Below are 26,113 nucleotides of genomic sequence, written 5' to 3'. Positions count from 1 at the left end.
GGTCGGAGTCCTCCGGCCGCCTGTCGTGCGCCGTCAGCGCTGCAACGCCGCCACCGGCTCGATCCGCATCGCCCGGACCGCCGGGAGCAGGCCCGCCACCGTGCCGGCCGCCGCGCCGCCCAGCGACGCCGCCACCGCCACCCCCAGATCGATCACCGGGGTCCAGCCGTTCCACAGCGACACCCCGGAGATCACCGCCACCCCGGTCAGCGCCCCCGTCACCCCGCCGAACCCGCCCAGCAGCGACGTCTCCCCGAGCAGTTGCAGGAAGATGTGCGACGGCCGGCCGCCCACCGAACGGCGCAGCCCGATCTCCGGGATCCGGGCGGCGATGCCCGCGGTCGCGGCGTTGCCGATGGACACCGTGCCCATCGCCATCACCACCACGCTGAGCATCAGGCTGATCCGGGTCACGTCCCCCTCGATCTCCCGGCGCAGCGTCCGCGGATCCGGCGGGGCGACCGCCTCCAGCGCCCCGGGTCCCTCCGGGCGCAGCGCCAGCGGCGCCTGGGCGCTGATCGTCTGGGCCGCGCCCGGCACCGTCGCCACCAGCACGTCCCGTTCGGCCTGCCCGGCCCCGGCGGCCAGCGGATCGGCGGTCCGCGCCGGGACCAGCAGCGCCAGCATCGCCTCCGGCCGCCGCGCCACCTGGTCGTACACGCCGATCACGGTGTACGGACGGTCGCCGATGAAGATCGCCGTGCCGATCCGGGTCACCCCCAGCTGCCGGGCCAGCGGCGCGGGCAGCATCACCACCGGCGCCGCCCGCCGTTCGTGGAAGTCCCCGTAGGCGCGGCCCGCCGTGATCCGCGGCCGCATCGCGCGCAGCGCCTCCGGATCGGCGCCCATCAGCTTGATGCGGGACTGCTCGGCGGTGAAGGCGGCGAACCGCCGTACCGGCTGCTCCTCCAGCAGGATCCGCCGGCCCGCCGCCGCCACCCCGTTCAGTTCCCGCAGCCGCGCCAGCCGCCGCTCGGAGTGCCAGTCCGCGGCCAGCCCCGCCTGCCCGGGCCGCACCAGCACCTCGGTGGCCCGCCGCACGTCGAACGACTCCGACACCTGGTGCTCCAGCGTGGACCCCAGGCCCAGGGTGGACACGAACGCCGCCGCGCCCAGCACCGTGCCCAGCGCGGTCAGCAGCGACCGGCCCGGATGCCGCAGCGTCGAGGTCACCGACTCGCGGCCCAGATCCCACGGCCGCAGTCGCGGCGGGCGCACCCCCAGCGCCGCCATGGCGTCCCGGTGGCGGGCCCCGGCCCGCCGCAGCGGCCTCATGCCGGTCCCACGACCCCGTCGACCACCCGGAGCCGCTGCTCGCCGGCGGCGGCGACCTCCGGCTCGTGGGTCACCACCACCACGGTCAGCCCGGCCCGGCTCAGCTCCCGCAGCAGCTCCAGCACGTTCGCGGTGTTGGCCGAGTCCAGGTTCCCGGTCGGCTCGTCGCAGAACAGCACCCGCGGGCGGGCGGCGATGGCCCGGGCGATCGCCACCCGCTGCCGCTCCCCGCCGGACAGCGTGCGCGGGTCGGCGTGCAGCCGGTGCGTCAGCCCGATCCGTTCCATCGCCTCCGTGGCGAGCGCGCGCCGCGCCCGGCGGCCGTGCGGCCCGTACAGCATGCCGATCTCCACGTTCTCCAGCGCGGTCCGCCCGGGCAGCAGATGGAACGCCTGGAACACGAAGCCGAACATCTGCCCCCGCACCGCGTTCCGCAGCACCTCGGCGGCGCCGCACAGCTCCACCCCGTCCACCCGGTAGGACCCCGCGGTCGGGGTGTCCAGCAGCCCCAGCAGGTTGAGCAGCGTCGACTTGCCCGAGCCGGACGGGCCGGTGATCGTCACGTACGCGCCGCGGGCGATGTCCAGGGTCGTCGGGCGCAGCGCGTGCACCGGGAAGCCGTCGTCGTAGACCCGGCTCACCCCGTCCAGCCGCAGCAGCGCGGCGCCGTCAGCCTCGGCCACCGGTGCCTCCGAGGTTGCTCTCGCTCACCACGACGGGGGTGCCGGGGCCGAGCACGCCGTCCGGCACCGCGTCGGTGATCTCCACCCAGCCGCCGGCCATCTTCCCGGCGGTGACCGTCACGTCGGTGCGCCGCCCGCCGGGGCCGAGGACGGTCACCTGGGTGCCGCCGTCCGGGCGGGAGAACACCGCGGTCACCGGCACCGCCAGCACCTCGGCGGAGCCGTCGGCCGCGCCCACGTCGATGCGGACGGTCCGGTCCTCGGCCGGTTCGAGCGGCGCGCCGGTGAACTCCAGCCGGATCCGGAACCCGCTCTCCTCGCCCTGCCCGCCGTTCACCACGCTGCGCCCCACCGAGACGATCTCCGCCTCGGCCCGGCGGCCCGCCACGTCGTCGGTGACCTGTGCCCGCAGCCCCTCGCGCAGCAGGTCCACCTGCTCGGCGGTGGCCAGCGTCTCCAGGTACGGGTCGCCGCCGTCCAGTTCCACCAGCGGGCTCCGGGCGTCGGACAGCACCGACCCGACCTTGACCCGGACCCGGGTGACGCGCCGCCCGGTGCGGTCCACCCGCAGTACGGCCGAGCGGGCGAGCACCGGCCCCGAGGCGGGCGCGTCCGCCTGGGGCGACGGCTCCCGGCCGCCGGGGTCCGGCTCGCCGTCGCCGCCGTCGCCGCCGCCGCCGGTGTCCGGCGCGGCCGAACGCGGGGCGCGGTGCCCGCGGTCGCGGTACAACCTGTCCACCGCCGCCTGGGTGACCTCGTCGTATGCGCCGCGCGCCCCGGTGCGGTAGCCGAGCCGCCGCAGGACCTGCTGGATCTCGGCCACGTCCGGGCCGGTCATCCCGGGCAGGATGTCGCGGTAGAGCGCGAACGGCATCCGGACGACGAACATCGGCTCGCCCGAACGGACCAGCAGCACCTGTCCCTCCCGGAGCCTGTCGCCCTTGCGCACCGGCACCGAGGTCACGACGCTGGCCTCGCCCACCGCCGCCGCCGGGGGACGCAGCGGGACGCTCGGCCCCGGCTTGACCCTGCCGCGCAGGATCACCGGCTCGGTCAGCCGCCGTTCCTCCGCCACGGCGGTGACCACCGACGCCTCCGGCGGCGCCGCGTCGGCCACCACCTGCGCGGGCGACTTCAACCGCGGGCCGACCACCACACCGCCCACCGCCAGCGACACCACGACCGCCGCGAACACCGCCACCCCGGCCCGCCGCCCCCGCCGCACCGTCCGGCCACCGGGAACGCCGGACTCCTCCTCCGGCTCGCTCATGTTCTGCCGATCAGGGTGGCGGCGCGGGTGACGAGGGTGTCCAGTGTCGCGGTGAGCTCGGTGAACTCGGTCTCGTGGCGGCGCATCACCTCGTCCTGGAGTTTCCGGGAGATCTCCGTCAGCGTTCTGGTACGGCCGGTGCTCTGGTTGCACTCGGCGTACACCACCGCGAACTTGACCTCCTCGGCGGTGGGCACGTAGGCGCGGGCGGGGATCGCGGGTCCGACCTGCACGGTGCCTCTGCGCGGGGTGGGCCGCCAGGACTCCTCCCGGCCGCCGAAGCCCAGCCGGACGCCGAAGCTGCGCGGCTCCGGCTGGCCGGCCGAGGACGCGGGCGCGCCGGCGGCGCCGGGATCACGGCCCTGGCCCTCCTTGCCGGGGCCGGCGCCGCCGCCGGGGGTGGCGACCGGCCGGTATCCGCTCTCGGCGAGACAGCTCAGCAGCGCCTTGTTGAGGCGTGTCCATTCCGGGTGGGCCTGTAGTTGCCGGCCATAGTCGGTGATCAGTTTGTTGGACAGGTCGTTGATGCTCGAATAGAGCCGCTTGGCGGACGGCCCGATCTTGCGCCAGGCGTCCTCCTGGCAGCGTTCGTGGCTCTTGTCGAAGGACTTGTCGAAGCTGACGACGGACGGCGGCTGGGCGGGAGAGTTCCACTCGTAGCCGAATCCGTACCGGCGGGCGTGCGCCTCGTCGGGCGGCCCGAAACGGGCCGGGGTGATCCGCATGAGGTTGCGGGCGCGGTCCGGTTCCGGAACTCCGGCCTGCGCCAGTTGCGGATATCCCGCCTGTTTCATGCATTCGGCGGTGAGCTTGACATGGGCATAGTTGAGCAGTTCGACCTTGTATTCGGGGAACTGCTCGAACGAGAGCCGCCCGGCGGACTCGGGTGCCGGGCCGGCGCCGGAGGAGTCGCCGGAGGAACAGGAGGCGCACAATGCGCCCAGCGACAGGGCGGCCAGCCCGCCGGAGATCCATCGAGCTTTTCTCACCATCGTCACTGTCCTATCTCGGCGGGCCGGGACGCGAAAGGCGGCCGTCGGGGACCGGCCGGGGCCGGGTCCCCGACGGACCCGGCCCCGCGGTCGCGTGCTAGCAGCGCACGTGCCAGTTGTTCACGTCCTGCCACCCGCTCGGGAAGTTCCGGTAGACGCCGTCCCGCGGCATGGTCACGTAGCCGACGCCCTCGTTGTACATGCGGACCGAGCACGCGGTGTCGCGGTTGCGGTACGAGCGCGAGTTGTCGTGGAACCGCACGCCGCTCAGCCCGCGGTTGTTGAACGTGTCGTCCTCGTGGTAGTAGTCGCTGTACCAGAAGTGGCGGGTCGGGTTGGAGTTCTCGGCGATGGACGTCGAGTAGTAGAAGAAGCAGATCTCGCCGGTGTTGCAGGCCAGTTGCCCGTCGCCGATGTCGGCGGCGGAGGCGGCCGGCGCGGCCAGGATGGCCGCCCCCGCCATGGCGCCGATGAACGCGCCGCCGGTGGCGGCCCTGACCGCCGTTGTCCTCAGTTTGCCGAGCATGATGTCGGCCCTCCTTGCCGTCGCTGCGGCCGGGCGCCCGAAGAAGCCGCAAACCGAACCCCCGAACCGTCGCCGGCATAATCGCATCTGGCGATGCCGGTGCAGCCGACGGAAAAGAGTTCTCTCTCTCAAGGCCCCCGTGCCTGTTTGCGTGGATGTCCAGGACATTAACACGGCATTTATGGCGACGGTGGAGATCATTTGTCCGGAGTCGGCCGGAGGTGCCGTTCCGGTCGGTCATTTCCGGTGCTTTCGCGGCGCGGTCCGAAGATCGTCGATATTTCACGCCGTCTCCTTTCCGGTGGTGGATCGGCGGAGCCGGCCGTGGGGGCGGTCGCCGCCGGTCCGCGGGACCGCCGTCCCGTGCGGCTCCGGTCCGGCTCGACGGACCCGTCCCCGGGACCGGCCACCGGGTTTCGGGCGCTCGCCGGGGCGGCCGGAGCGGTGGCCGGACCCGGTCAGACCGGCTTTTCACCGCCGTGGCACGGCCAGCGGATGGCCGGGCACGATCACGTCCACCCCCGGCAGCGCCGCGATCGCGGCCGTGACCGCCGTGTACCGTTCGGGGGCGCGCAGGACCACCCGGAACACCGCCGGGACGCTCCCCGGCTGCAGGGACGCGGTGGTCCCGGGATTCTCGGCGATGCGGGTGCGCAGACGTTCGGTGGCCTGCTGCGCCGACTCGAACGTGACCGACCTGACCTCGGGAAGGGCGGCCAGCCGCCGTTGGACGTCCGCGCGCTGGGCGGCGGTGACGTCGCGTCGCCCGCAGGCGGGGTTGCCGGAGTCACGTCCGCACAGGAAGACCGACAGGTTCCGCTCGTGGACCGGCGCGGAGGCCGCCGTCCGGGAGGGGCGGGCCGCCGGTTCACGGCCGTCGCCGCCCGCCGGGGCGAACGCCAGGAACGTTCCGGCGGTGACGGCCGCCAGCGCCGCCGCCACCGCGAGGGGAGCGGCTCGCCGGGAGGCGCGGGGCCGTTCCGGCGGCAGCCGCAGTTCCGGGACGTCCTGCGGGCCGAGCGTGTCGCCGACCGCGGTGAGCGCGTCGCGCAGGCGCCGCTGCGTGTTCATTGGACCTCCCTGAGCATCCGGGCCAGCGCGGCCATCGCCCGCGAGGTGGTGGACTTGACGGTGCCCCGGCTGATCCGCATCGTCTCGGCGATCTCCGCCTCGGACAGCTCGCAGAAGTAGCGCAGCACCAGGGCCTCGCGCTGGCGGGCGGGCAGGCGGTGCAGCGCGGTCATCACCTCGCGGCGGTCCTCGCCCACGATCGCCGCGGCCTCCGCCGACCAGATCGGCGGCAGGTGCTCGGCCCGGAACGGCAGCCGGCGGCGCCGCAGCACGTTGCGGCACCCGTTGAGGACCGCCGACCGGGCATAGGTCAGCGCCCGGTCCCGGTCCCGCAGGTGCGGCCACCGCCGGTACAGGCCGAGGAACGCCTCCTGAACGACGTCCTCGGCGGTGGGCCGGTCGCCGACCATCACCAGCGCCAGCCTCATCAACCCGAGGGCATGCCCCTCGTAGAGGGCGGTGACCGCCGTCGCGACGTCCTCGGAATGCCCGTCCATCGCCCGGCCGAACACCACTGCTTCAGCCTCCATGTCCCAGAGACACCGGGGAATCCCTCCGGTTGCTCCGCCCGGCCCGGAAAACGGACCGGAACGGCGAAGGGCCCGCACCTTTGCTTGGGTTCTAGGGGTCGATGCAACACCTCAGTTCTTGGGGGGTTGTGTTGGACTTCGAGATCCGTGGGGTTCGGTCGCCGCAGGGGCCGGTGAAGCTGGCCGCTGAGCGGGCGGCATACTTCGAGCTCATGCGGCAGGGCCACGGCAACGAGGCCGCGTGCCGGATCGTCGGGGTGAACCCGAAGACCGGCAGGCGCTGGCGGAACGGACGCAGAGCGTCCGGGAAGAACAAGGCGGCTCCACCGGCGAACGTGCCGGTGGAGCCGCCTTCGTGTTCGGGCAGGTACTTGAGCGAGGACGAGCGGATCGTGATCGCCGACCGGCGGCGGGAGAAGATCTCGATCCGGCAGATCGCCGTTGAGCTGGGCCGACCGGCCTCGACGATCAGCCGGGAGATCAAACGCAACCGTCACCCCGGCAGCGGCGACTACCGGCCGCATGCCGCCCAGGCCCGTGCCGACGCCCGCAGGCCCCGCCCGAAACAAGGGAAGATCGCGGCCAACCCGGAGCTCAAGCAAGCGGTGCGGGCCGGGCTTGAGCGGGAATGGAGCCCCGAGCAGATCAGCAACCTGCTGAAGCTGGCCCACCCCGACCGCCCGGAGATGCACGTGTCCCACGAGACGATCTACCAGGCTCTCTACGTCCAGGGCCGCGGCGAACTACGCCGCGAACTCACCAGGGCGTTGCGGACGGGGCGGACCGTCCGCAAACCCCACCGGCGTCCCGACCAGCGCCAACCTCGCTTCACCGGCCCAATGGTGATGATCTCAAAGCGGCCGGCCGAGGCCGACGACCGTGCGGTCCCCGGCCACTGGGAAGGCGACCTGATCATCGGGGCGGGCAACCAGTCCCAGATCGGCACCCTGGTCGAGCGCGCCAGCCGCTACGTCCTGCTCGTCCCGCTGCCCGGCAGCCGGGACGCCCAGACCGTCGCCGCCGCCCTCACCACCACCATGCGCACGCTGCCCGCCGAGCTGAGACGGTCCCTCACCTGGGACCAAGGCGCCGAGATGGCCGATCACCAGCAGTTCAGCCTCGCCACCAACCTGCCCGTCTACTTCTGCGACCCGCACTCGCCCTGGCAACGAGGCTCCAACGAGAACACCAACGGGCTGCTCCGCCAGTACTTCCCCAAGGGCACCGACCTGTCGGTCCACACCCCCGAACACCTCGCCGCGATCGCCGCCCGTCTCAACAGCCGACCACGCAAAACGCTGGGCTGGGAAACCCCAGCCCAGCGTCTCGCTAAGCTACTGGCAACCGCCAGTTGACCATCTGTGTTGCAACGACCCGTTGAATCCGCCTTGCAGGTACGGGCCCTTTTGCGTCACCGGTCGTCGGCGTCAGTCCTTGTTGAAGTTGATGGCGCCTTCGACGGGGGGTGGGGTGTCGGGGACGCCGGCGGGCTTGGGCACGCCCTTGAAGGTGAACTTAGCGCCCTCGCCCTCGCCTTCGGTGTCGACGATGACGATCTGTCCGGCCTTCAGGTCGCCGTACAGGATCTTCTCCGACAGGGCGTCCTCGATCTCCCGCTGGATGGTGCGGCGCAGCGGCCGGGCGCCGAGTACCGGGTCGTAGCCGCGGGTGGCCAGCAGGTCCTTGGCGGCGGGCTTGAGTTCGATGCCCATGTCCCGGTCCCGCAGCCGTTCGTCGACGCGGGCGATCATCAGGTCGACGATCTGGATGATCTCCTTGGGGGTGAGCTGGTGGAACACCACGATGTCATCGACCCGGTTGAGGAACTCGGGCCGGAAGTGCTGCTTGAGCTCTTCTTGCACCTTGGCCTTCATCCGCTCGTAGTCCCCGGCGTGGTCGTCGGCGCGGGTGAAGCCGAGGGACTGGCCCTTGGAGATGTCGCGGGTGCCCAGGTTGGTGGTCATGATGATCACGGTGTTCTTGAAGTCCACCACCCGGCCCTGCGCGTCGGTCAGCCGCCCGTCTTCGAGGATCTGCAGCAGGCTGTTGAAGATGTCGGGGTGGGCCTTTTCGATCTCGTCGAACAGCACCACCGAGAACGGCTTGCGCCGCACCTTCTCGGTCAGCTGCCCGCCCTCCTCGTACCCGACGTAGCCGGGCGGGGAGCCGAACAGCCGCGAGACGGTGTGCTTTTCCATGAACTCGCTCATGTCCAGCTGGATCAGCGCGTCCTCGTCCCCGAACAAGAACTCCGCCAGCGTCTTGGACAGCTCGGTCTTCCCGACACCGGAGGGGCCGGCGAAGATGAACGACCCACCCGGCCGCTTGGGGTCCTTGAGCCCGGCGCGGGTGCGGCGGATCGACTGCGACAGCGCGCGGATGGCGTCCTCCTGGCCGATCACCCGCTTGTGCAGCTCCTCTTCCATCCGCAGCAGCCGGGAGGTCTCCTCCTCGGTCAGCTTGAACACCGGGATACCCGTGGCGGTGGCCAGGACCTCGGCGATCAGCTCCTCGGTGACCTCGGCGACCACGTCCATGTCGCCGGCCTTCCACTCCTTCTCCCGCTGCGCCTTGGCGGCCAGGAGCTGCTTTTCGGTGTCGCGCAGCGCGGCGGCCTTCTCAAAGTCCTGGGCGTCGATCGCCGATTCCTTCTCCCGGCGCACCCCGGCGATCTTCTCGTCGTACTCCCGCAGATCCGGCGGCGCCGTCATCCGCCGAATCCGCATCCGGCTGCCGGCCTCATCGATCAAATCGATCGCCTTGTCCGGCAGGAACCGATCCGAGATGTACCGATCCGCCAACTGCGCCGCCGCCACCAACGCCCCATCGGTGATCGACACCCGATGATGCGCCTCGTACCGGTCCCGCAGACCCTTCAAGATCTCGATCGTGTGCGCGAGCGAGGGTTCGGCCACCTGCACCGGCTGGAAACGCCGTTCCAGCGCGGCGTCCTTCTCCAGGTAGCGGCGGTACTCGTCGAGCGTCGTGGCGCCCACGGTCTGCAGCTCGCCGCGCGCCAGCATCGGCTTCAGGATCGACGCCGCGTCGATCGCGCCCTCGGCGGCGCCCGCACCCACCAGGGTGTGGATCTCGTCGATGAACAGGATGATGTCGCCGCGGGTGCGGATCTCCTTGAGCACCTTCTTCAGACGCTCCTCGAAGTCACCGCGGTAGCGGGAGCCCGCGACCAGGGCACCGAGGTCGAGGGTGTAGAGCTGCTTGTCCTTGAGGGTCTCCGGCACCTCGCCCTTGACGATCTTCTGCGCCAGGCCCTCCACCACGGCCGTCTTGCCGACGCCGGGCTCACCGATCAGGACGGGGTTGTTCTTGGTACGGCGGGACAGCACCTGCATGACCCGCTCGATCTCGGTGTCGCGACCGATCACCGGGTCGAGCTTGCCCTCACGGGCCGCCTGGGTCAGGTTGCGGCCGAACTGGTCCAGGACCGCCGACCCCTGCGGCGCCGACTCGGCCGGCCCCGCGGCCGCGGGCTCCTTGCCCTGGTAGCCGTGCAGCAACTGGATCACCTGCTGCCGCACCCGGTTCAGATCCGCACCCAGCTTCACCAGCACCTGCGCCGCAACACCCTCACCCTCCCGGATCAACCCCAAAAGGATGTGCTCGGTCCCGATGTAGTTGTGACCCAGCTGCAACGCCTCACGCAGCGACAGCTCCAACACCTTCTTGGCCCGCGGCGTGAACGGGATATGCCCCGACGGCGCCTGCTGCCCCTGGCCGATGATCTCCTCGACCTGCTGCCGCACCGCCTCAAGACTGATCCCCAGGCTCTCCAGAGCCTTCGCCGCCACACCCTCACCCTCATGGATCAACCCCAAAAGGATGTGCTCGGTCCCGATGTAGTTGTGGTTGAGCATCCGGGCCTCTTCCTGGGCCAGGACGACGACCCGCCGCGCGCGGTCGGTGAACCTCTCGAACATCCAGTCGCCTCCTCAGGCGCCGGTCCCCAAGGAGACCTTCGAGGCCGGGGACTATTGAGCCGTACAAGACATCCAACTACCTACCGGCCCCTGATGCTTCCTCCGTACGCCGCAAGCGAAAAGGCACGGTCACGCGCGAGTTGATCGTTTGTGACGGATCCCTTGTGGGAAGGCGGATGGGGATGGGTCGGCGGCGCCGGTGACGTCACTATGCGCGCATGCCTTCCCGCCCCCCGGGGCGCCGGCATCACCGGTCGCCCGCGGGGCGTGCGGCCTGGGTACCGTGAAGGCGTGCGGCTCACGAGGTTCACGGATCTGGCGCTGCGGATCGCCATGCGGCTGGCGGTGGCCGATCCCGCCGAGGTCTACACCACCCGCCAGGTCGCCGAGGCCGTGAACGCCCCGTACACCCATGTGGCCAAGGTGGTCGGCCGGCTGAGCGAGCTCGGCGTGGTGGAGGCCCGGCGTGGGCGCGGCGGCGGGCTGGTGCTGACCGAGCGCGGCCGCGACGCCTCGATCGGCGCTCTGATGCGCGAGCTGGAGGGCGCGGGCGACGTGGCGGGCTGCGAGGACTCCCCGCCCTGCCCGCTGCGGTCGGCCTGCCGGCTGCGCGACGCGCTGCGCCGCGCCCAGGAGGCGTTCTACGCGGCCCTGGACCCGGTGACGGTGCGCGATCTGGTGGACGGCCCCTCCGAGCCGGTGCTGGTCCGGCTGCTGGACCGGCGTCCCTAGCGGTTCCCCACCCCCGGTGCGGACCCCCGGCAGGGCGGCCGGATAATTCGAGTATCAGATTCCTATTTGGAGGAACGATGCTGTCCGACCAGTCGGCCGCCCTCGTCCGCGTCACCCTGCCCGCCGTCGCGAACGCCATCGGGGAGATCACCCCGCGTTTCTACGACCGGATGTTCGCCGCCCACCCCGAGCTGCTCCGCGACCTGTTCAACCGGGGCAACCAGGCCAACGGCACCCAGGCCAGGGCGCTGGCCGGCTCGATCGCCGCGTTCGCCGGGATGCTGCTGGAGCACCCCGGCCGGCGGCCCGACGCGATGCTCGCCCGGATCGCCCACAAGCACGCCTCGCTCGGCATCACCGCCGACCAGTACACGATCGTGCAGCGGCACCTGTTCGCCGCCATCGCCGAGGTGCTCGGCGACGCGATCACCCCCGAGGTCGCCGCCGCCTGGGACGAGGTCTACTGGCTGATGGCCGGGGCGCTGATCGCGCAGGAGGCCAGGCTGTACGCCGAGGCCGGTGTCGCGGACGGCGACGTGTGGCGGCCCTGGAGGGTCGTCGGCCGCCTCCAGGAGACCCCCGACGCGGTGACGTTCATGCTGCGCCCCGCCGACCGCTCGCCCGCCCCGCCGTTCCGGCCCGGCCAGTACGTGTCGGTGCGCGTCCCGCTGCCGGACGGCGCCGGCCAGATCCGCCAGTACAGCCTGTCGTGCGCCCCCAACGGCACGGACCGGTGGATCACGGTCAAGCGGGTGGCCGCGGCCGACGGCGCCCCGGCCGGCGAGGTCTCCACCTGGCTGCACGACAACGTCCGCGAGGGCGACGTGCTCACCGTCAGCGCCCCGTTCGGCGACACCGTGCTCGACGACGGCGAGTCGCCGGTCCTGCTGGCCTCCGGCGGCATCGGCTGCACCCAGACCATCAGCATGCTCGCCCATCTGGCCAACACCGGATCCCCGCGCCGCGTCATCGTCGTGCACGCCGACCGCAGCCAGGACAGCCACGCCTTCCGCACCGACCTGGACCTGCTCGTGGCCAAGCTCCCCGACGCGCAGGCGCACGTCTGGTACGAGCACCCGGTGGGGGAGTGGCCCGCCGAACGGACCGGCCTGGCCGACCTGTCCGGCATCGACGTGCCCGAGGACGTCCGCGCCTACCTGTGCGGCCCCCTGCCGTTCATGCGCGCCGTCCGCGCCCGGCTCCTGGACCGCGGCGTCCCGCCGTCCCGCATCCACTACGAGGTCTTCGGCCCCGACCTGTGGCTGGCCGACGCCTGAGCCGGCCGACCCGCATCAGGCCAGGCAGCGCAGTGCGGTGCGCAGCGGAGAGGGCAGCGGGTGGTCGTCCGGCAGGCGCGCGGTGGTGGCGTCCACGAACTCGGCCGGCGACAGTTCCGCCCGCTGCTCTCCCAGCCGCACCAGATAGCGGTCGCCAGCGGCCTCGACCTGGACGGGCGTGTCGGTCTCGCTCAGTGCGAAGAGCCCGACCCGGCACCGCCAGTCGGTGCGCTCGGGCGCCTCGTCGTCCGTCACCGGGGCCCCGACGTCGTCGGCGTGGGTGGCGTACTCGGAGCAGTAGTGGAAGGTCTGCAGGCCCACCGGATAGGGCCCGGCCATGGTGGGCAGCGCCGCGTCGGCACCGCGCTCGCGCATCCGCCGCCGGGTGTCGGCGTTCTGGGTGCGCCACTCGTCCAGCACCTCCGCCACCGGCCGGTCCCGGCGGGTGCTCACGCACCACTCGTTGAACGCGGCCAGCCCCCCGACGCCCTCCCGTTCCAGCAGGGCGAACAGGCCGGGCAGGTCGTCGTCCAGGCAGGCGTGGTTGTACAGCTCCTCACCGGCCAGATGCGCCAGCACGTCCCGTACCGACCAGCCGGCGCACCGCGAGGGGCGGTCCCACTCCTGACCGGACAGCCCGTCGAAGTACGCCTCCAGCCGGGCGGCCTCGGCGTCGAAGATGCCGAACGGGTCGAGGTCCTTCAGCGGTGCAACGTCCATCAGCCCAATCTACGCCGCCCGCCCCGCACATCACGGAACGGTCACATCTGCCCTTCGGGCTTTTCCGGAATCGTGGTCCTGATGGCGTCGCCCAGCTCGATCAGCACGTCCCCGGCGGGCTCGTACCTGGCGGGGACCGTCACCTCGACGTAGGCCTGCCGGCCCACCGCCGTGTAGGTCACCGGACGGCCCTCCGGGTAGGGGAACCAGTGCACCCCGTTGATCGTGATCAGCTGGGCGTCGGGCCGCATCGCCGGCGGCCGCGGCACCCCGCAGCGCAGCGCGATCGCCGGCGACCCCCACGCGGCGGTCAGCGGCGACTCCGGCGAGGTGTCCCGGCGTTCCCGGCCCTTGACCCGTTCGGGCAGCCGCAGCCCGGCGCACAGCTTCGCGGACGCCGCGTCCGGAGCGGGGGGCGGCACCTTCACCGCGCCGTCCCCGCAGGCCGCGGCCACCGGCAGCAGCCCGAGCAGCAGCAGCGCGCGCACCCGGCTAGATGTGGACGATCGGGCAGGTGAGCGTCCGGGTGATCCCCTCCACCGTCTGGATCTGCGCGACGACGAGCTTGCCGAGCTCGTCCACATTCCGCGCCTCCGCTCGCACGATGACGTCGTAGGGTCCCGTCACGTCCTCCGCCTGGGTCACCCCGGAGATGCCCGAGATCTCGTGAGCCACCTCGGCCGCCTTGCCTACCTCGGTCTGGATGAGGATGTAGGCCTGCACCATCACGTCCTCCCCGGGCGGAGAAAAAGCCGTTGGACGGCAACCGTATCGTGTATCCGCAGGGGCGCGGCAGCCGCCCCCGGAAAACCTACGGCACGGGACGTCGACGGGAAGAGCGGGGCGAAACGGAACCGATGAGCACCATCGGGGAGGCGGGCGAGTTCGCCCTGATCGAACGGCTCGTCGCGCGCCTGCCGCAGGGGCCGTCGGTCGCCCTGGGCCCCGGCGACGACGCCGCGGTGATCGCCGCCCCCGACGGCCGTGTGGTCGCCACCTCCGACCTGCTGGTGGAGGGCCGCCACTTCCGGCGCGACTGGTCGGGGCCGTACGACATCGGACGCAAGGCCGCCGCGCAGAACCTCGCCGACGTCGCCGCGATGGGCGCCCGCCCCACCGCCCTGCTGCTGGGCCTGGCCGCGCCGCCGGACACCCCGCTGGACTGGGCGCTGCGCCTGGCCGACGGGCTGCGCGAGGAGTGCGCCCTGGTCGGGGCGTCGGTGGCCGGCGGTGACGTGGTGCGCGCCCCGCAGATCACGCTCGCCGTCACCGCGCTGGGCGACCTGGGCGGCGGCCCGCCGCTGACCCGCTCCGGCGCCCGGCCCGGCGACGTGGTGGCCGTGCGCGGGCGGCTCGGGTACGCCTCGGCCGGGCTGGCGCTGCTGTCCGAGGGCCGCGACGGGCCCGCCGGACTGCTGGACGCCCACCGCCGGCCCCGGCCCCCGTACGAGGCCGGTCCGCAGGCCCGCGAGCTGGGCGCGACCGCCCTCATCGACGTCAGCGACGGACTGGTGCAGGACCTCGGTCATATCGCGGACGCCGCCGGGGTACTGATCGAACTGGACTCCGCCGCGCTGCCGGTCCCCGCCGAGCTGGGGCCGGGCGGGCTCCACCACGTGCTGACCGGCGGCGACGACCACGCCTTCGCGGGGACGTTCCCGCCGGACGCGCCGCTTCCGGGGAGCTGGACCGTGATCGGGCGGGTCGCCGCGGGACCGGCCGGCGTCGTGGTGGACGGACGTCCCCTCCAGGCGGGGGGTTGGGACCACTTCCGCTCCTGACGCCTGGTTGCGGGCCGTCCGCCCGACCTGGCCGGACGGATCACATTGGTGGGTTTATCGCTACAGTGGGCGCGCTTGGTCGGCCTTTTGATATATCTGCCTGTGACCGAAGAGGACGGAATGGGACGACACACCAAGCTGACCGAAGGCGACGCCGCCGCCGACGCCGACGAGGAGCACCGGCCAGAACGCCGCCCGGCCCGTAGCTGGAGCAGGATGCTCGTCTCGGTGCCGCTGCTGCCGATGGTCGCGCTGGTGGTCGCCATCGGGGTCGTCTCGTACGCGTGGGGCACCTCGCAGATCTCGCTGAACTTCGCCGGCGGCCCGCCGCAGCAGGCGCAGGCCGACTCCAGCGACAGCACCGTCGGCCGCGGCCGGGCGGCCGACCCGCAGCGCACCGGCGTGCTGATCTCGTTCCAGGTGGCCCGGCGCACCGAGACCGGCTACACCGGGACCGTGACCATCGCCAACCGCACCGGCAAGCCGGTGGAGCGCTGGCGGCTGGGCTTCAAGTTCGCCGACGCCCGGGTGCTGAGCGTACGGAACGCGGTGGTCGAGTCCAAGGGCCAGGTCACCTGGCTGCGCAACCGGGCCGCGGCCCCGGCCATCGCCCCCGGCGCCACCGTCAGGATCACCTACACCGCCGCCGGGACCCCGGCCCGCCCCACGGTGTGCAAGTTCAACGACGCCGCCTGCACGCTGGGCTGACCCGTCCGTCCGGGGACGCCCCTCGCCCCCCGGGGACGGCCGATCGCACGGCGGCGCGACGCGGCTAATGTGGGCCGCATGACCGATGAGCCCCCCATCGCACCCGCCCGGGTGCTCACCGTCGCCGGGTCCGACTCCGGCGGCGGCGCCGGCATCCAGGCCGACCTGAAGACGATGCTGGCCCTGGGCGTTCACGGGATGAGCGTCGTCACGGCCGTCACCGCGCAGAACTCCCTCGGCGTGCAGGGCTACTGGGAGCTGCCGCCGGAGGCGGTGCGGGCCCAGCTGGACTCGGTGCTGTCCGACATCGGCGCGCAGGCGGTCAAGACCGGCATGCTCGCCTCCCCGGTCCTGGTGGAGACGGTCGCCGAGGTACTGGCCGGGCTGGACGGCGTGCCGGTGGTCGTCGACCCGGTCGGCGTCTCCAAGCACGGCGACCCGCTGCTGGCCCCCGAGGCGGTGCACGCGGTGCGCACCGCCCTGCTGCCCACCGCCACCGTCGCCACCCCCAACCTGTGGGAGGTCGAGCAGCTCACCGGGGTGAAGGTGGTCGACGAGGCGGGGATGCGCGAGGCCGCCGAGGCGGTCAAGGCGCTCGGCCCGCGGTGGGCGCTGATCAAGGGCGGTCATCTGCCCGGCGAGCCCGCCGACCTGCTGTTCGACGGGGAACGCGAGTACCGGTTCAGCGCGTCCCGGCACGACAACCGGCACACCCACGGCACCGGCTGCACCCTGGCCTCGGCGATCGCCTCGCACCTGGCGCTCGGCGCGGAGGTGCCCGAGGCGGTGCGGCTGGCCAAGGAGTACGTCACCGGGGCCATCGCGGCGGGCTTCCCGCTGGGCGGCGGCATCGGCCCGGTGGACCACGGATGGCGGTTCCGGATCCCCGGCGCGACGGCCGATCAAACCCTCGAAAGGTAAAACCTGCTCGTCAGATTTGCCCATCCAGGTAAAACCGGCCCACCCTGGAGTGGCGGACCGAAACCCGTCGGTCACCTGGAGGTCAAGTCATGGCGACCGAAGCGCCATACCGTCACCTGGAAGAGCTCGCTACCCGGCTGAGCCGTGCCGGCCTGTGCACCCGTCTGGAGGAGCCGCTCGGCAAGGCCCCGCGCCTGCACGTCCTGAACCCGGACCTGCCCGTCGCCGAGGAGCACGTGATCATCGAGGCGCACAGCGACCAGGACTGGTTCTGGTGGGCCTGGGCTGAGCGCATCGCCCCCGCGGGCGAGATGGACCGCGCCGTCAGCGGCATCCGCCGCGTGCTCGGCGCCGCCGCCTGAGCCCGCCCGAAACGCTCGCCTCCCCCTGCACCCCCGCGGCGATGCCCCGGCCGGACGTTCGTCTCCCTTGCCCGGCCGGGGCATCGCCGTGTCATCCGGCGCTCACTCGACCCCGATGAGCAGCGGGTACAGCACCTGGCCGCCCTCGTAGGCGACCAGCTCGACGTCCGGCCTGGTCTCCCGCAGATGCCCCTCCAGCAGGTCGGCCAGGTCCTCCGGGGCGCGTTCGCCGGTGATCAGCGTGACCAGCTCGCCGCCGCCCCCCAGCATCCGGTCCAGCACCTGCCGGGCCACCGCCGCCAGGTCGGCGCCGATCACCGCCACGTCGCCCTCCACCAGGCCCAGCACGTCCCCGGCCCGGCACAGGCCCACGCTGGTGACGCCCTCCCCGGTGGCGATCTGCAGATGCCCGAACCGGGTCGCGCCCGCCGCCCGGGTCATCGCGATCACGTCGTCGTCGAACCGGCGCAGCGGATCGTGCACCGCCAGCGCCGCCAGCCCCTGCACCGACGCCTTGGTCGGCAGCACCGCGATCCGCGCCCCGCTGTCGCGGGCGCGTTCGGCCGCCGCCTCCGCCACCGCCAGCACCTCGGGCTCGTTCGGCAGCACCGCCACCTCGTCCCCGGCCGCCAGCATCGCCTCCGCGAGCACCGCCGCCGGCGGCACCGTGCCCGGCTCGCGCCGCACCACCCGCGCCCCGGCCTCCTCGAACAGAGCCGCCAGCCCCGCCGCCGCGGTCACCGCCACCACCGCGCGGCCCCGGCACGGCGCCTGCGGTCCCTCGGGGGCGTGCAGGTACGTCACCCGGATCCGGTGCGCCCGGCCCGCCGCCAGCCCCGCCTCGATCGCCGCGCCCGCGTCGTCGACGTGGACGTGCACGTTCCACAGGCCGTCCCCGCCGACCACCACGAGCGAGTCGCCGAGCCCGTCCAGCCGCTCGCGCAGCCCGCCGACCGCCTCGTCCGGGGCGTCCAGCAGGTACATCACCTCGTAGCCGGGACCGGGGCCGGCGGGCTCCTCCCGGACGGTCACCGGACGTTCCGGGGCGGGCACCGCGTACCATTCCGGGAACTCGTCGGTGATCACCGCCGTCAGCGCGTCCAGCAGCACGCACAGCCCGGCCGCGCCCGCGTCCACCACCCCGCCGGCGGCCAGCGCGTCCAGTTGCCCGGTGGTGCGCCGCAGCGCCCGGCGCGCCCCCGCCGCCGCGGCGCGCGCCACCTCCGGCAGCACCGGCTCGGCCTCACCGGCGGCGGCGGAGGCGGCGTCCAGCACGGTCAGGATGGTGCCCTCCACGGGATGCTCCACCGCGGCGCGCGCCGCGGCGGCGGCGTTGCGCAGCGCCTGCGCCAGCACCGGCCCGCCGACCTCGGCCGCCTCGCCGCCGCAGACCTCGGCCATGCCGCGCAGCACCTGGCTGAGGATCACTCCCGAGTTGCCGCGCGCCCCCAGCAGCGCCCCCCGGGCCAGTTCCCGCCACACCTCGGCGGACTCGGCGTCCTCCGGCAGCCCCGCCACCGCCTCGGCCGCCGCGAGCACGGTCAGATGCAGGTTCGTGCCGGTGTCCCCGTCCGGGATCGGGAAGACGTTCAGCGCGTCGATCTCCGCACGGGTACGGCCCAGCGCCTCCGCGGCCAGACCGCACCACCGGCGCACCGCCGGCGCGTCCAGGACCTCTCCCACACCCACCCCCTTGCGTGCCCCGGAAGGGTAGTACCGGCCTCGTCCCGGCGTCCGTGCGGACCGGCGCTGATTCGCGTACCCGAGCGAGGGTCGGCTACCCTGGCTGAGCGCACCCGCCAGGGGCGCCACTTGGCGAGCGCTCGAATCCGGGCGCCCACACGGCATCGACATCACTTGGAGTTTCCCGTGGCTTCCGTTTGCGACGTCTGCGGCAAGGGACCCGGTTTCGGCATGCGCGTCTCCCACTCGCACCGCCGCACCCCGCGCCGCTGGAACCCCAACATCCAGCGCGTGCGCGCCGTGGTCAACGGGGCGACCAAGCGCATCAACGCCTGCACCTCGTGCATCAAGGCCGGCAAGGTCGCCCGGCCGACCGTCTGAGACCTTCTCCGACAGCGAGCTTCCGGCCCATCGGCGCACCGCCGGTGGGCCCTCTCGTGCTGCCCGGGATCCGGCGGGTCCCGCCGTCATGCGGCATCCCGTCGGCGGCGCGCGGTAGAAAGTAGAGCGTGGCGAAACTCGACGAGCCGTTGCGCAACCTGCTGGGGGCGAGGACGGCCAAGGTGCTGGCGACCGGCCTGGACCTGCACACGGTCGGGGACCTGCTGCACCACTACCCCCGCCGGTACGCCCAGCGCGGCGACCTGACCGACCTGGACGGCCTGCACGAGGGCGAGTACGTCACCGTGATGGCCGAGGTGACCAAGGTCCAGGGCCGCACCATCCCGCGCGCCCCCGGCTACCTGCTGGAGGTCACCGTCAGCGACGGCCACGGCGACCTCGGTCTGACCTTCTTCGGCCGCAAGGGCTCCTACCGGGCCGAGCGGGAGCTGTCGCCGGGCACCCGCGGGCTGTTCTCCGGCAAGGTCACCGTCTACCGGCCGCGCGGCGGCGGGCGGCCGCGGCGGCAGCTCACCCATCCGGAGTTCCGGCCGGTCGCGCCGAGCGCGGCGGCGGGGGAGATGGCCCGCGAGTTCGCCGAGGAGATCATCCCGATCTACCCGGCCACCAAGGGCCTGGAGTCCTGGAAGATCGAGGAGTGCGTGCAGATCGTGCTGCCGCAGCTCGACCTCGGCCCGGACCCGATGCCCGAGCTCACCCTCAAGCGGCACGGCTTCGTCGGCCTGGCGGAGGCCTACCGGGGCATCCACAAGCCCCGCGACTGGGCCGAGCTGGAACGCGCCCGCCGCCGGCTGAAGTGGGACGAGGCGTTCGTGCTGCAGATCGCCCTGGCGCAGCGCCGGCTGGCGGCCTCCGCGCTGCCCGCCAAGGCCCGGCCCCGCGTCGAGGGCGGGCTGCTGGACGCCTTCGACGCCGCCCTGCCGTTCCCGCTCACCGAGGGGCAGCTCGAGGTCGGCGCGGAGATCGCCGAGGACCTGTCGGTCGAGCACCCCATGCACCGGCTGCTGCAGGGCGACGTGGGCGCCGGCAAGACCGTCGTGGCGCTGCGGGCGATGCTGCAGGTCGTCGACGGCGGGGGACAGGCCGCCCTGCTCGCGCCCACCGAGGTGCTGGCCCAGCAGCACTACCGTTCCATCACCGGGATGCTCGGCCCGCTGGCCCAGGCCGGGCAGATCGGCGGCGCCGAGACGGCCACCCGGGTCGCGCTGATCACCGGGTCGCAGGGCGCCAAGGCCCGCCGCCAGGCGCTGCTGGACGTCGCCTCCGGCACCGCCGGCATCGTCGTCGGCACCCACGCGCTGCTGGAGGACCAGGTGCAGTTCGCCGACCTCGGCCTGGTCGTGGTGGACGAACAGCACCGCTTCGGCGTGGAGCAGCGCGACGCGCTGCGCGCCAAGGCCGGCGACGGCCGCCCGCACGTGCTGGTGATGACCGCCACCCCGATCCCCCGGACGGTGGCGATGACGGTGTTCGGCGACCTGGAGGTCTCCACCCTGTCCCAGCTCCCGGCCGGGCGGGCGGAGATCAGGACCCACGTCGTGCCGCCGGAACGGCCCAAGTTCCTCGCCCGCACCTGGGAGCGCATCCGCGAGGAGGCCGCCCAGGGCCGGCAGGCCTACATCGTGTGCCCCCGCATCGGCGCCCAGGAGGGCGAGGAGGAGGGCGCCCCCGTGCTGCTCGGCGAGGACGAGGACGGCGCGCGCCGCCGCGCCCCGATCGCCGTCCTGGACCTGCTGCCCCGGCTGGAGGAGGAGCTGCTGCCCGGGCTGCGGATCGGCGTCCTGCACGGCAAGCTGCCGCCGGACGACAAGGACGCGGTGATGCGCCGGTTCGCCGCCGGGGAGCTGGACGTGCTGCTGGCCACCACGGTGATCGAGGTCGGCGTGGACGTCCCCAACGCCACCGTGATGGTGATCATGGACGCCGACCGGTTCGGGGTCTCCCAGCTCCACCAGCTCCGCGGCCGGGTCGGCCGGGGCACCCTGCCCGGCCTGTGCCTGCTGGTCACCGACGCCGAACCCGGCAGCAGGGCCCGCGAACGCCTGGACGCCGTCGCCTCCACCACCGACGGCTTCGCCCTGTCCCGGCTGGACCTCGAGCAGCGCCGCGAGGGCGACGTCCTGGGCGCCGCCCAGGCGGGCCGTGCCTCCAGCCTGCGCCTGCTCACCCTGCTCAAGGACGAGGAGCTGATCCGCCGCGCCCGCGAGGAGGCCACCGTCCTGGTCGACGCCGACCCCGAGCTGGAGGGCAGCCCCGCCCTGGCCGCCGAGCTGGCCGCCCTCCTCGACGAGGAACGCGCCGGCTTCCTGGAGAAGGCGTGAGCGCGCCGCAGGCGCGCGGCGCCGGATCGACGAGGAGAGCCGGTGCCCTCGGGCGCGCCGCAGGCGAGCGGGAAGCAGGCGTGAGTTCGTGACCAGGGTCATTGCGGGGGTGGCCGGGGGTCGGCGGCTGGCCGTTCCGCCGGGGCGGGACACCCGGCCCACCAGCGACCGGGCGCGGGAGGGGCTGTTCAGCACCGTGGGGGCGCTGCTGGGGCCGCTGGACGGGCTGCGGGTGGCGGACCTGTTCGCCGGGTCCGGGGCGGTCGGGCTGGAGGCGCTGTCGCGGGGGGCCGCGCACGCGCTGCTGGCCGAGTCGCACCCCCGGGCGGTCAAGGTGATCCGGCAGAACGTCGCCGCGCTCGGCCTGCCCGGCGCCGAGGTGGTCGCCGACCGGGTGGAGCGGCTGGTCCGGCGGTCCCCGGACGAGCCGTACGACCTGGTGTTCCTCGATCCGCCGTACGCGCTGGCCGACGAGGCGGTGACCGGGCTGCTGGAGGCGCTGCGCGACAACGGCTGGCTGGCCGCCGACGCGCTGGTCGCGGTGGAACGGGCGGCCCGCGGCCCGGCGCTGCGCTGGCCCGCCGGGTACGCCCCCGAACGGGACCGCCGGTACGGCGAGGCGATCTTCTGGTACGGCCGGGCCACCGGATCCGCGGCCGGCTGAGGTCCGTCCCGCGCACAACGGGTATGCCGGGCGCAGGGCGTGTTGATCCGGTTTGGTACGGTCGCGCCGCGGATCGCCCCTCGTAGGCACGGGTGGGCGTGGTCAGCCGAGGGAAGGGATGTGCTCGTGCGCCGTGTCCTGTGTCCCGGGTCGTTCGACCCCGTAACCAACGGGCATCTCGACATCATCAACCGTGCCTCCCACCTCTACGACGAGGTCGTGGTGGGGGTGCTGATCAACATCTCCAAGCAGAGCCTGTTCTCGGTGGACGAGCGCGTGGAGATGATGCGCGAGGTCACCAAGGACTACGGCAACGTCAAGGTGGACAAGTTCCACGGCCTGACCGTGGACTACTGCCGCCAGCACGACATCCCGGTGATCGTCCGGGGGCTGCGCGCGGTCAGCGACTTCGACTACGAGCTGCAGATCGCCCAGATGAACCACCGGATGTCCGGGGTGGAGACGCTGTTCATGGCCACCAACCCGCTGTACGCGTTCCTGTCCTCCAGCCTGATGAAGGAGGTCGTCAAGTACGGCGGCGACATCTCCGGCCTGGTCCCGGAGGTGATCCACCGGCGGCTGGTGGAGCGGCTGCGCGAGGAGTAGGGTCGTCGCGGCGATCCGCGCCTTGAGTTGGGACCGGTCCCGGCCGTTGGTAACCTTGGCAGTCGGCGCCATCCGGCCGCCGCCGACGATCGCGATCCACCATGTCCCACGAAAGCAGGAAAGCCCTGACCCGCCTCGATCCGCGCACTCCGCTGGTGCTCGACACCCGAGCCCTGGACCGGCGTCCCGGATCGATGCGAGAGCTGACCCGCACCGTGCCGGCTCCGGCGGATCTCGGCGTCGAGATGGTCGGCGTCCCGGAGGGCGCCGACATCGAGCTGGACCTGCGGCTCGAGTCCGTGATGGAGGGCGTCCTCGTCACGGGCACCGCGCGGATGCCCCTCACCGGGGAGTGCGCGCGCTGCCTGGATCCGCTCGAGGAGGACTTCGAGGCGGACTTCCAGGAACTGTTCGTCTACCCCGACACCCGCTCCGGTGGGGAGGCCGAGGAGGACGAGCGCCGGATCGAGGGCGATCTGATCGACCTGGAGCCGGTGCTGCGGGACACGGTGGTGCTCGCGCTGCCGCTGTCCCCGCTGTGCCGGGACGACTGTCCCGGGCTGTGCCCCGACTGTGGTGTGCGGCTGGCGGACGCCGAGCCCGGCCATCACCACGACACCGTCGACCCCCGGTGGGCGGCGCTGCGGGACCTGACCGACCAACGAGAAGAAAAGCAGGAGGGCTGAAGTGGCCGTCCCCAAGCGGAAGAAGTCGCGCAGCAACACGCGGCACCGGCGCTCGCAGTGGAAGGCCACCGCGCCGAACCTGATCGCGTGCCCGCAGTGCCGTGAGCCGAAGCTGCCGCACACGGCGTGCACCAACTGCGGCACCTACAACCGCCGTCAGGTCATCCCGCAGGACTGACCTCCGCGGGGGCGGCCGCCGGCCGCCCCCGGCCGGTTCATTGCTCGAACCGCCTTCTGTCGTCACCGTCGCGGCGACCGCCGGGCGACGGCGCGGGACCGGGTCCCCGCCGACATCGCAAGGGTGAGCCCGAGGCCGTGGTGCACGCCGGGGAATTCTCCGGCGCGCACCTCGTCTTCGCGGAACCCCCCTCGCGGGCGACGCGCAGCCGGCACGGACGGTTGCGGTCGTCCCGTGTACCGCGCGGCGGACGCCCCTGTCCGCGAGGAGGATCCGTGACCGCCAAACCGGCCCCCGGCCCCGCCCCCGACCGCGCCGAGCTCGAACGCGCCCTCGGCGTCTCGGTGGACCCCGAGCTGCTGGAACGCGCCCTGACGCACCGTTCCTACGCGTACGAGAACGGCGGCCTGCCCACCAACGAGCGCCTGGAGTTCCTCGGCGACTCGGTGCTGGGCCTGGTCGTCACCGACACCCTGTTCCGCGGCCATCCGGACCTGCCGGAGGGCCAGCTGGCCAAGCTGCGCGCCGCGGTGGTGAACATGCGGGCGCTGGCCGGGGTGGCCCGCTCGCTGGGCGCGGGCGCCTACATCCGGCTGGGCCGGGGCGAGGAGGGCACCGGCGGCCGCAACAAGGACTCGATCCTGGCCGACACGCTGGAGGCGCTGATCGGCGCGGTCTACCTGGACCACGGCCTGGGCGAGGCGGCCAAGCTGGTGCACCGGCTGTTCGACGGGCTGATCGACCGTTCCGCCAGCCTGGGCGCGGGCCTGGACTGGAAGACCTCGCTGCAGGAGCTGACCGCGGTCGAGGAGCTGGGCGTCCCCGAGTACCACGTGGACGAGAGCGGCCCCGACCACCAGAAGACGTTCCGCGCCACGGTGCGGGTCGGCGGGGTCACCTACGGGTCGGGCGAGGGCCGCAGCAAGAAGGAGGCCGAGCAGCACGCCGCCGAGGCCACCTGGCACGCGATCCGCGAGATGGCCGCCAAGCGCAAGGCCGAGGCGGGCGGCGGGCCCGGCGGCGCGGGCGGCGCCTGAGCCGATGCCCGAGCTGCCCGAGGTGGAGGTGGTCCGCCGGGGTCTGGACCGCTGGGTGACCGGCCGCACCATCGCGTCGGCCGAGGTGCTGCACCCGCGGGCGATCCGGCGGCAGGACGGCGGCGCGGAGGACTTCACCGCCCGGCTCGCCGGCCGTACGGTGTCGGCGCCCCGCCGCCGCGGCAAGTACCTGTGGCTGCCGCTGGACGACGGCGCGCTGCTGGCGCATCTGGGGATGAGCGGCCAGTTGCTGGTCGGCGACCCGGACCGGCCCCCGGACAGACACCTGCGGGTCCGGCTGACGTTCACCGACGGCGGCCACGACCTGCGGTTCGTGGACCAGCGGACGTTCGGCCACCTGATGGTCGCCGAGCTGGTGCCGGACGCGTTCGACGGGACGGTGCCCGAGCCGGTCGCGCACATCGCGGCCGACCCGCTGGAGCCGGTGTTCGACGACGAGGCGTTCTACCGGGCGCTGCGCCGCAGGCGGACGGGGCTGAAACGGGCGCTGCTGGACCAGACGCTGATCAGCGGGGTCGGCAACATCTACGCCGACGAGGCGCTGTGGCGGGCGCGGCTGCACTGGGCGCGCGCCACCGAGAACCTCACCCGGCCGGAGGTCACGCGGCTGCTGGCGGCGGTGCGCGAGGTGATGGCGGCGGCGCTGGCGGTCGGCGGCACCTCGTTCGACAGCCTGTACGTCAACGTCAACGGCGAGAGCGGCTACTTCGAACGCTCCCTGGAGGCCTACGGGCGGCGGGACGAGCCGTGCTCGCGGTGCGGGACGCCGATCCGCCGGGACGTGTTCATGAACCGCTCGTCGTTCAGCTGCCCCCGCTGCCAGCCCCGCCCCCGCCGCCCCAGGCTCTGACCCGCTCGCCCGGAGAGCAGGCCGGGCGATTCCCGCTTCGCCGCGGTCGCCCGACCCCGTTCGCCCGGGGTGACCGTGGGGTTCCCGGAGGGGGACCTTCTACGATCGTGCCGTGGACGACACCGAACCGGTACGGCTGACGGCATGGGCGCACGGGCGCGTCCAGGGAGTGGGTTTCCGCTGGTGGGTGCGGTCGCGGGCGCTGGAGCTGGGCCTGGTGGGCTCGGCCTCGAACCTGCCGGACGGGCGGGTGGAGGTGGTGGCCGAGGGACCGCGCACGGCCTGCGAACGGCTGCTGGAACTGCTGCGCGGTCCGGGCACTCCCGGAAGGGTCTCCACGGTCACCGAACGATGGTCGCAACCCCGCGGTGGCCTGCATGGTTTCGTCGAACGGTGACGAGTGGGGGAAACCGGTTTGCACCTGCTAAACTTGTGTCGACAGGTTGTTACCGGCCCGTGATGTCCGTCTTGACCGGCACCCCGGCCGGTGCGACTCTAGATGATACGCGCACCGTAATGAACACATGATCGGGCGCGATTCCTGCTGGTTACTCAGCGTGGAGGACCCTTAGTCATGGCGAAGGCTCTACTCGGCCACGTCGGCGGTCCCGACCCCCGGATGGTCGCGGAGATGCGGCGCCTGCAGCAGCGAGTACGTGATCTGGAGGCCGAGCTGGTTCGGCTTCAGGCGGAGAACGAGGCGCTGGCCGCGGGGGCACCACACGAGGACGTGTTGGCACTCGAGGTGAAGGACCGTGAACCGGCACTGACATGACGGTGCCGTGAGAGGAAACACCAGGGACGTCGAGGTCGGCGTCCCTTTTGTTTTGCCCTCCCTGTCTGGTTCATGCCTATTTGGGCGTTTTGACCTGCGCATTC

Annotated in this window: 29 protein-coding genes; 17 read left to right on the top strand and 12 right to left on the bottom strand. The window is 73.0% G+C overall.

Going from position 1 to position 26,113, the window contains the following annotated elements; translation table 11 throughout:
• Positions 1-33 precede the first annotated feature (33 nt).
• The 7 genes from HNR21_RS30090 to HNR21_RS30060 form a co-directional block, all read right to left on the bottom strand.
• Positions 34-1,275 carry an ABC transporter permease gene (locus HNR21_RS30090; RefSeq protein WP_182707804.1) on the bottom strand — a complete coding sequence of 414 codons (1,242 nt, stop codon included), beginning with the start codon at positions 1,273-1,275 and terminating at the stop codon, positions 34-36.
• Entirely contained in the window at positions 1,272-1,958 is a 687-nt protein-coding gene (locus HNR21_RS30085; protein WP_312881419.1) for an ABC transporter ATP-binding protein, read from the bottom strand. Before HNR21_RS30085 ends, HNR21_RS30090 begins: the two co-directional genes overlap by 4 nt.
• Entirely contained in the window at positions 1,945-3,228 is a 1,284-nt protein-coding gene (locus HNR21_RS30080; protein WP_182707803.1) for a peptidoglycan-binding domain-containing protein, read from the bottom strand. The genes HNR21_RS30085 and HNR21_RS30080 overlap by 14 nt, the downstream gene beginning before the upstream one ends.
• On the bottom strand, positions 3,225-4,217 hold the full coding sequence (locus HNR21_RS30075) for a hypothetical protein (RefSeq protein WP_182707802.1): 993 nt from the start codon (positions 4,215-4,217) through the stop codon (positions 3,225-3,227). The genes HNR21_RS30080 and HNR21_RS30075 overlap by 4 nt, the downstream gene beginning before the upstream one ends.
• A 100-nt stretch (positions 4,218-4,317) precedes the next feature.
• Positions 4,318-4,746 (bottom strand): hypothetical protein, encoded by a 429-nt coding sequence (locus tag HNR21_RS30070; RefSeq protein ID WP_119729262.1) that lies wholly within the window; start codon positions 4,744-4,746, stop codon positions 4,318-4,320.
• A 471-nt stretch (positions 4,747-5,217) separates the two neighbouring features.
• Positions 5,218-5,817 (bottom strand): permease-like cell division protein FtsX, encoded by a 600-nt coding sequence (locus tag HNR21_RS30065; RefSeq protein ID WP_182707801.1) that lies wholly within the window; start codon positions 5,815-5,817, stop codon positions 5,218-5,220.
• The gene (locus tag HNR21_RS30060) at positions 5,814-6,347 is read right to left on the bottom strand and encodes an RNA polymerase sigma factor (protein WP_246442374.1); all 534 of its coding nucleotides are present in this window, start codon (positions 6,345-6,347) and stop codon (positions 5,814-5,816) included. The genes HNR21_RS30065 and HNR21_RS30060 overlap by 4 nt, the downstream gene beginning before the upstream one ends.
• A gap of 101 nt (positions 6,348-6,448) precedes the next feature.
• Between HNR21_RS30060 and HNR21_RS30055 the strand changes: the two genes are divergently transcribed.
• Complete coding sequence (locus HNR21_RS30055) at positions 6,449-7,702, top strand: IS30 family transposase (protein ID WP_220500154.1); 1,254 nt, start codon at positions 6,449-6,451, stop codon at positions 7,700-7,702.
• 72 nt (positions 7,703-7,774) lie between these two features.
• On the opposite strand, the gene HNR21_RS30050 is transcribed toward HNR21_RS30055, so the two are convergent.
• Positions 7,775-10,285, bottom strand: a complete 2,511-nt coding sequence (locus HNR21_RS30050) for an ATP-dependent Clp protease ATP-binding subunit (protein ID WP_182707800.1) — start codon at positions 10,283-10,285, stop codon at positions 7,775-7,777.
• A gap of 291 nt (positions 10,286-10,576) precedes the next feature.
• Here HNR21_RS30050 and HNR21_RS30045 point away from each other — a divergent pair, with 291 nt between their 5' ends.
• On the top strand, positions 10,577-11,017 hold the full coding sequence (locus tag HNR21_RS30045; RefSeq protein WP_182707799.1) for an RrF2 family transcriptional regulator: 441 nt from the start codon (positions 10,577-10,579) through the stop codon (positions 11,015-11,017).
• A gap of 77 nt (positions 11,018-11,094) precedes the next feature.
• Positions 11,095-12,294: a globin domain-containing protein gene (locus HNR21_RS30040; protein ID WP_182707798.1), complete on the top strand. Its 1,200-nt coding sequence runs from the start codon at positions 11,095-11,097 to the stop codon at positions 12,292-12,294.
• Positions 12,295-12,309: 15 nt separating this feature from the next.
• On the opposite strand, the gene HNR21_RS30035 is transcribed toward HNR21_RS30040, so the two are convergent.
• From HNR21_RS30035 to HNR21_RS30025, 3 genes are read right to left on the bottom strand one after another with little or no spacing between them, the layout of a single operon-like run.
• The gene (locus HNR21_RS30035; protein ID WP_182707797.1) at positions 12,310-13,014 is read right to left on the bottom strand and encodes a maleylpyruvate isomerase family mycothiol-dependent enzyme; all 705 of its coding nucleotides are present in this window, start codon (positions 13,012-13,014) and stop codon (positions 12,310-12,312) included.
• A 41-nt stretch (positions 13,015-13,055) separates the two neighbouring features.
• On the bottom strand, positions 13,056-13,502 hold the full coding sequence (locus tag HNR21_RS30030) for a DUF3515 domain-containing protein (RefSeq protein WP_233358583.1): 447 nt from the start codon (positions 13,500-13,502) through the stop codon (positions 13,056-13,058).
• Between the two features lie 4 nt (positions 13,503-13,506).
• Complete coding sequence (locus HNR21_RS30025) at positions 13,507-13,740, bottom strand: Lrp/AsnC family transcriptional regulator (RefSeq protein WP_119729269.1); 234 nt, start codon at positions 13,738-13,740, stop codon at positions 13,507-13,509.
• 131 nt (positions 13,741-13,871) lie between these two features.
• On the opposite strand from HNR21_RS30025, the gene HNR21_RS30020 reads away from it, so the two are divergent.
• The 4 genes from HNR21_RS30020 (at position 13,872) to HNR21_RS30005 (ending at position 16,786) form a co-directional block, all read left to right on the top strand.
• Positions 13,872-14,795, top strand: a complete 924-nt coding sequence (locus HNR21_RS30020; protein ID WP_119729270.1) for a thiamine-phosphate kinase — start codon at positions 13,872-13,874, stop codon at positions 14,793-14,795.
• A gap of 120 nt (positions 14,796-14,915) precedes the next feature.
• Positions 14,916-15,503, top strand: a complete 588-nt coding sequence (locus HNR21_RS30015) for a cellulose binding domain-containing protein (protein ID WP_182707796.1) — start codon at positions 14,916-14,918, stop codon at positions 15,501-15,503.
• A gap of 78 nt (positions 15,504-15,581) precedes the next feature.
• Positions 15,582-16,424, top strand: a complete 843-nt coding sequence (gene thiD, locus HNR21_RS30010) for a bifunctional hydroxymethylpyrimidine kinase/phosphomethylpyrimidine kinase (RefSeq protein WP_182707795.1) — start codon at positions 15,582-15,584, stop codon at positions 16,422-16,424.
• An 89-nt stretch (positions 16,425-16,513) separates the two neighbouring features.
• Positions 16,514-16,786: a hypothetical protein gene (locus tag HNR21_RS30005; RefSeq protein ID WP_119729273.1), complete on the top strand. Its 273-nt coding sequence runs from the start codon at positions 16,514-16,516 to the stop codon at positions 16,784-16,786.
• Positions 16,787-16,888: 102 nt separating this feature from the next.
• Here HNR21_RS30005 and HNR21_RS30000 read toward each other — a convergent pair whose 3' ends face one another.
• On the bottom strand, positions 16,889-18,469 hold the full coding sequence (locus HNR21_RS30000; protein ID WP_312881418.1) for a fatty acid kinase ATP-binding subunit FakA: 1,581 nt from the start codon (positions 18,467-18,469) through the stop codon (positions 16,889-16,891).
• A gap of 186 nt (positions 18,470-18,655) precedes the next feature.
• On the opposite strand from HNR21_RS30000, the gene rpmB reads away from it, so the two are divergent.
• The 10 genes from rpmB (at position 18,656) to HNR21_RS29950 (ending at position 26,009) form a co-directional block, all read left to right on the top strand.
• Positions 18,656-18,850, top strand: a complete 195-nt coding sequence (rpmB, locus tag HNR21_RS29995) for a 50S ribosomal protein L28 (protein WP_119729274.1) — start codon at positions 18,656-18,658, stop codon at positions 18,848-18,850.
• A 128-nt stretch (positions 18,851-18,978) separates the two neighbouring features.
• The gene (gene recG, locus HNR21_RS29990) at positions 18,979-21,192 is read left to right on the top strand and encodes an ATP-dependent DNA helicase RecG (RefSeq protein WP_182707794.1); all 2,214 of its coding nucleotides are present in this window, start codon (positions 18,979-18,981) and stop codon (positions 21,190-21,192) included.
• 88 nt (positions 21,193-21,280) lie between these two features.
• Complete coding sequence (gene rsmD, locus HNR21_RS29985) at positions 21,281-21,856, top strand: 16S rRNA (guanine(966)-N(2))-methyltransferase RsmD (RefSeq protein ID WP_119729276.1); 576 nt, start codon at positions 21,281-21,283, stop codon at positions 21,854-21,856.
• A gap of 126 nt (positions 21,857-21,982) precedes the next feature.
• The gene (gene coaD, locus HNR21_RS29980; protein WP_119731918.1) at positions 21,983-22,462 is read left to right on the top strand and encodes a pantetheine-phosphate adenylyltransferase; all 480 of its coding nucleotides are present in this window, start codon (positions 21,983-21,985) and stop codon (positions 22,460-22,462) included.
• 101 nt (positions 22,463-22,563) lie between these two features.
• Positions 22,564-23,148 (top strand): YceD family protein, encoded by a 585-nt coding sequence (locus HNR21_RS29975; RefSeq protein ID WP_119729277.1) that lies wholly within the window; start codon positions 22,564-22,566, stop codon positions 23,146-23,148.
• A gap of 1 nt (position 23,149) precedes the next feature.
• Positions 23,150-23,326, top strand: coding sequence for a 50S ribosomal protein L32 (gene rpmF, locus HNR21_RS29970; protein WP_119729278.1), 177 nt, complete (start codon positions 23,150-23,152; stop codon positions 23,324-23,326).
• A 275-nt stretch (positions 23,327-23,601) separates the two neighbouring features.
• A complete protein-coding gene (rnc, locus tag HNR21_RS29965) occupies positions 23,602-24,363 on the top strand; it encodes a ribonuclease III (RefSeq protein ID WP_182707793.1) in 762 nt (253 codons plus the stop codon).
• A gap of 4 nt (positions 24,364-24,367) precedes the next feature.
• On the top strand, positions 24,368-25,234 hold the full coding sequence (gene mutM / locus HNR21_RS29960; protein ID WP_119729280.1) for a bifunctional DNA-formamidopyrimidine glycosylase/DNA-(apurinic or apyrimidinic site) lyase: 867 nt from the start codon (positions 24,368-24,370) through the stop codon (positions 25,232-25,234).
• A 112-nt stretch (positions 25,235-25,346) separates the two neighbouring features.
• Complete coding sequence (locus HNR21_RS29955; protein ID WP_119729281.1) at positions 25,347-25,631, top strand: acylphosphatase; 285 nt, start codon at positions 25,347-25,349, stop codon at positions 25,629-25,631.
• A gap of 177 nt (positions 25,632-25,808) precedes the next feature.
• On the top strand, positions 25,809-26,009 hold the full coding sequence (locus tag HNR21_RS29950; protein ID WP_119729282.1) for a hypothetical protein: 201 nt from the start codon (positions 25,809-25,811) through the stop codon (positions 26,007-26,009).
• Positions 26,010-26,113 lie beyond the last annotated feature (104 nt).

The sequence above is a fragment of the Thermomonospora cellulosilytica genome (assembly GCF_014138835.1).
Taxonomy (GTDB): domain Bacteria; phylum Actinomycetota; class Actinomycetes; order Streptosporangiales; family Streptosporangiaceae; genus Thermomonospora; species Thermomonospora amylolytica.
Note: the sequence above shows the minus strand (reverse complement) of the source record. Positions and strands in the feature narration are given on the sequence as shown.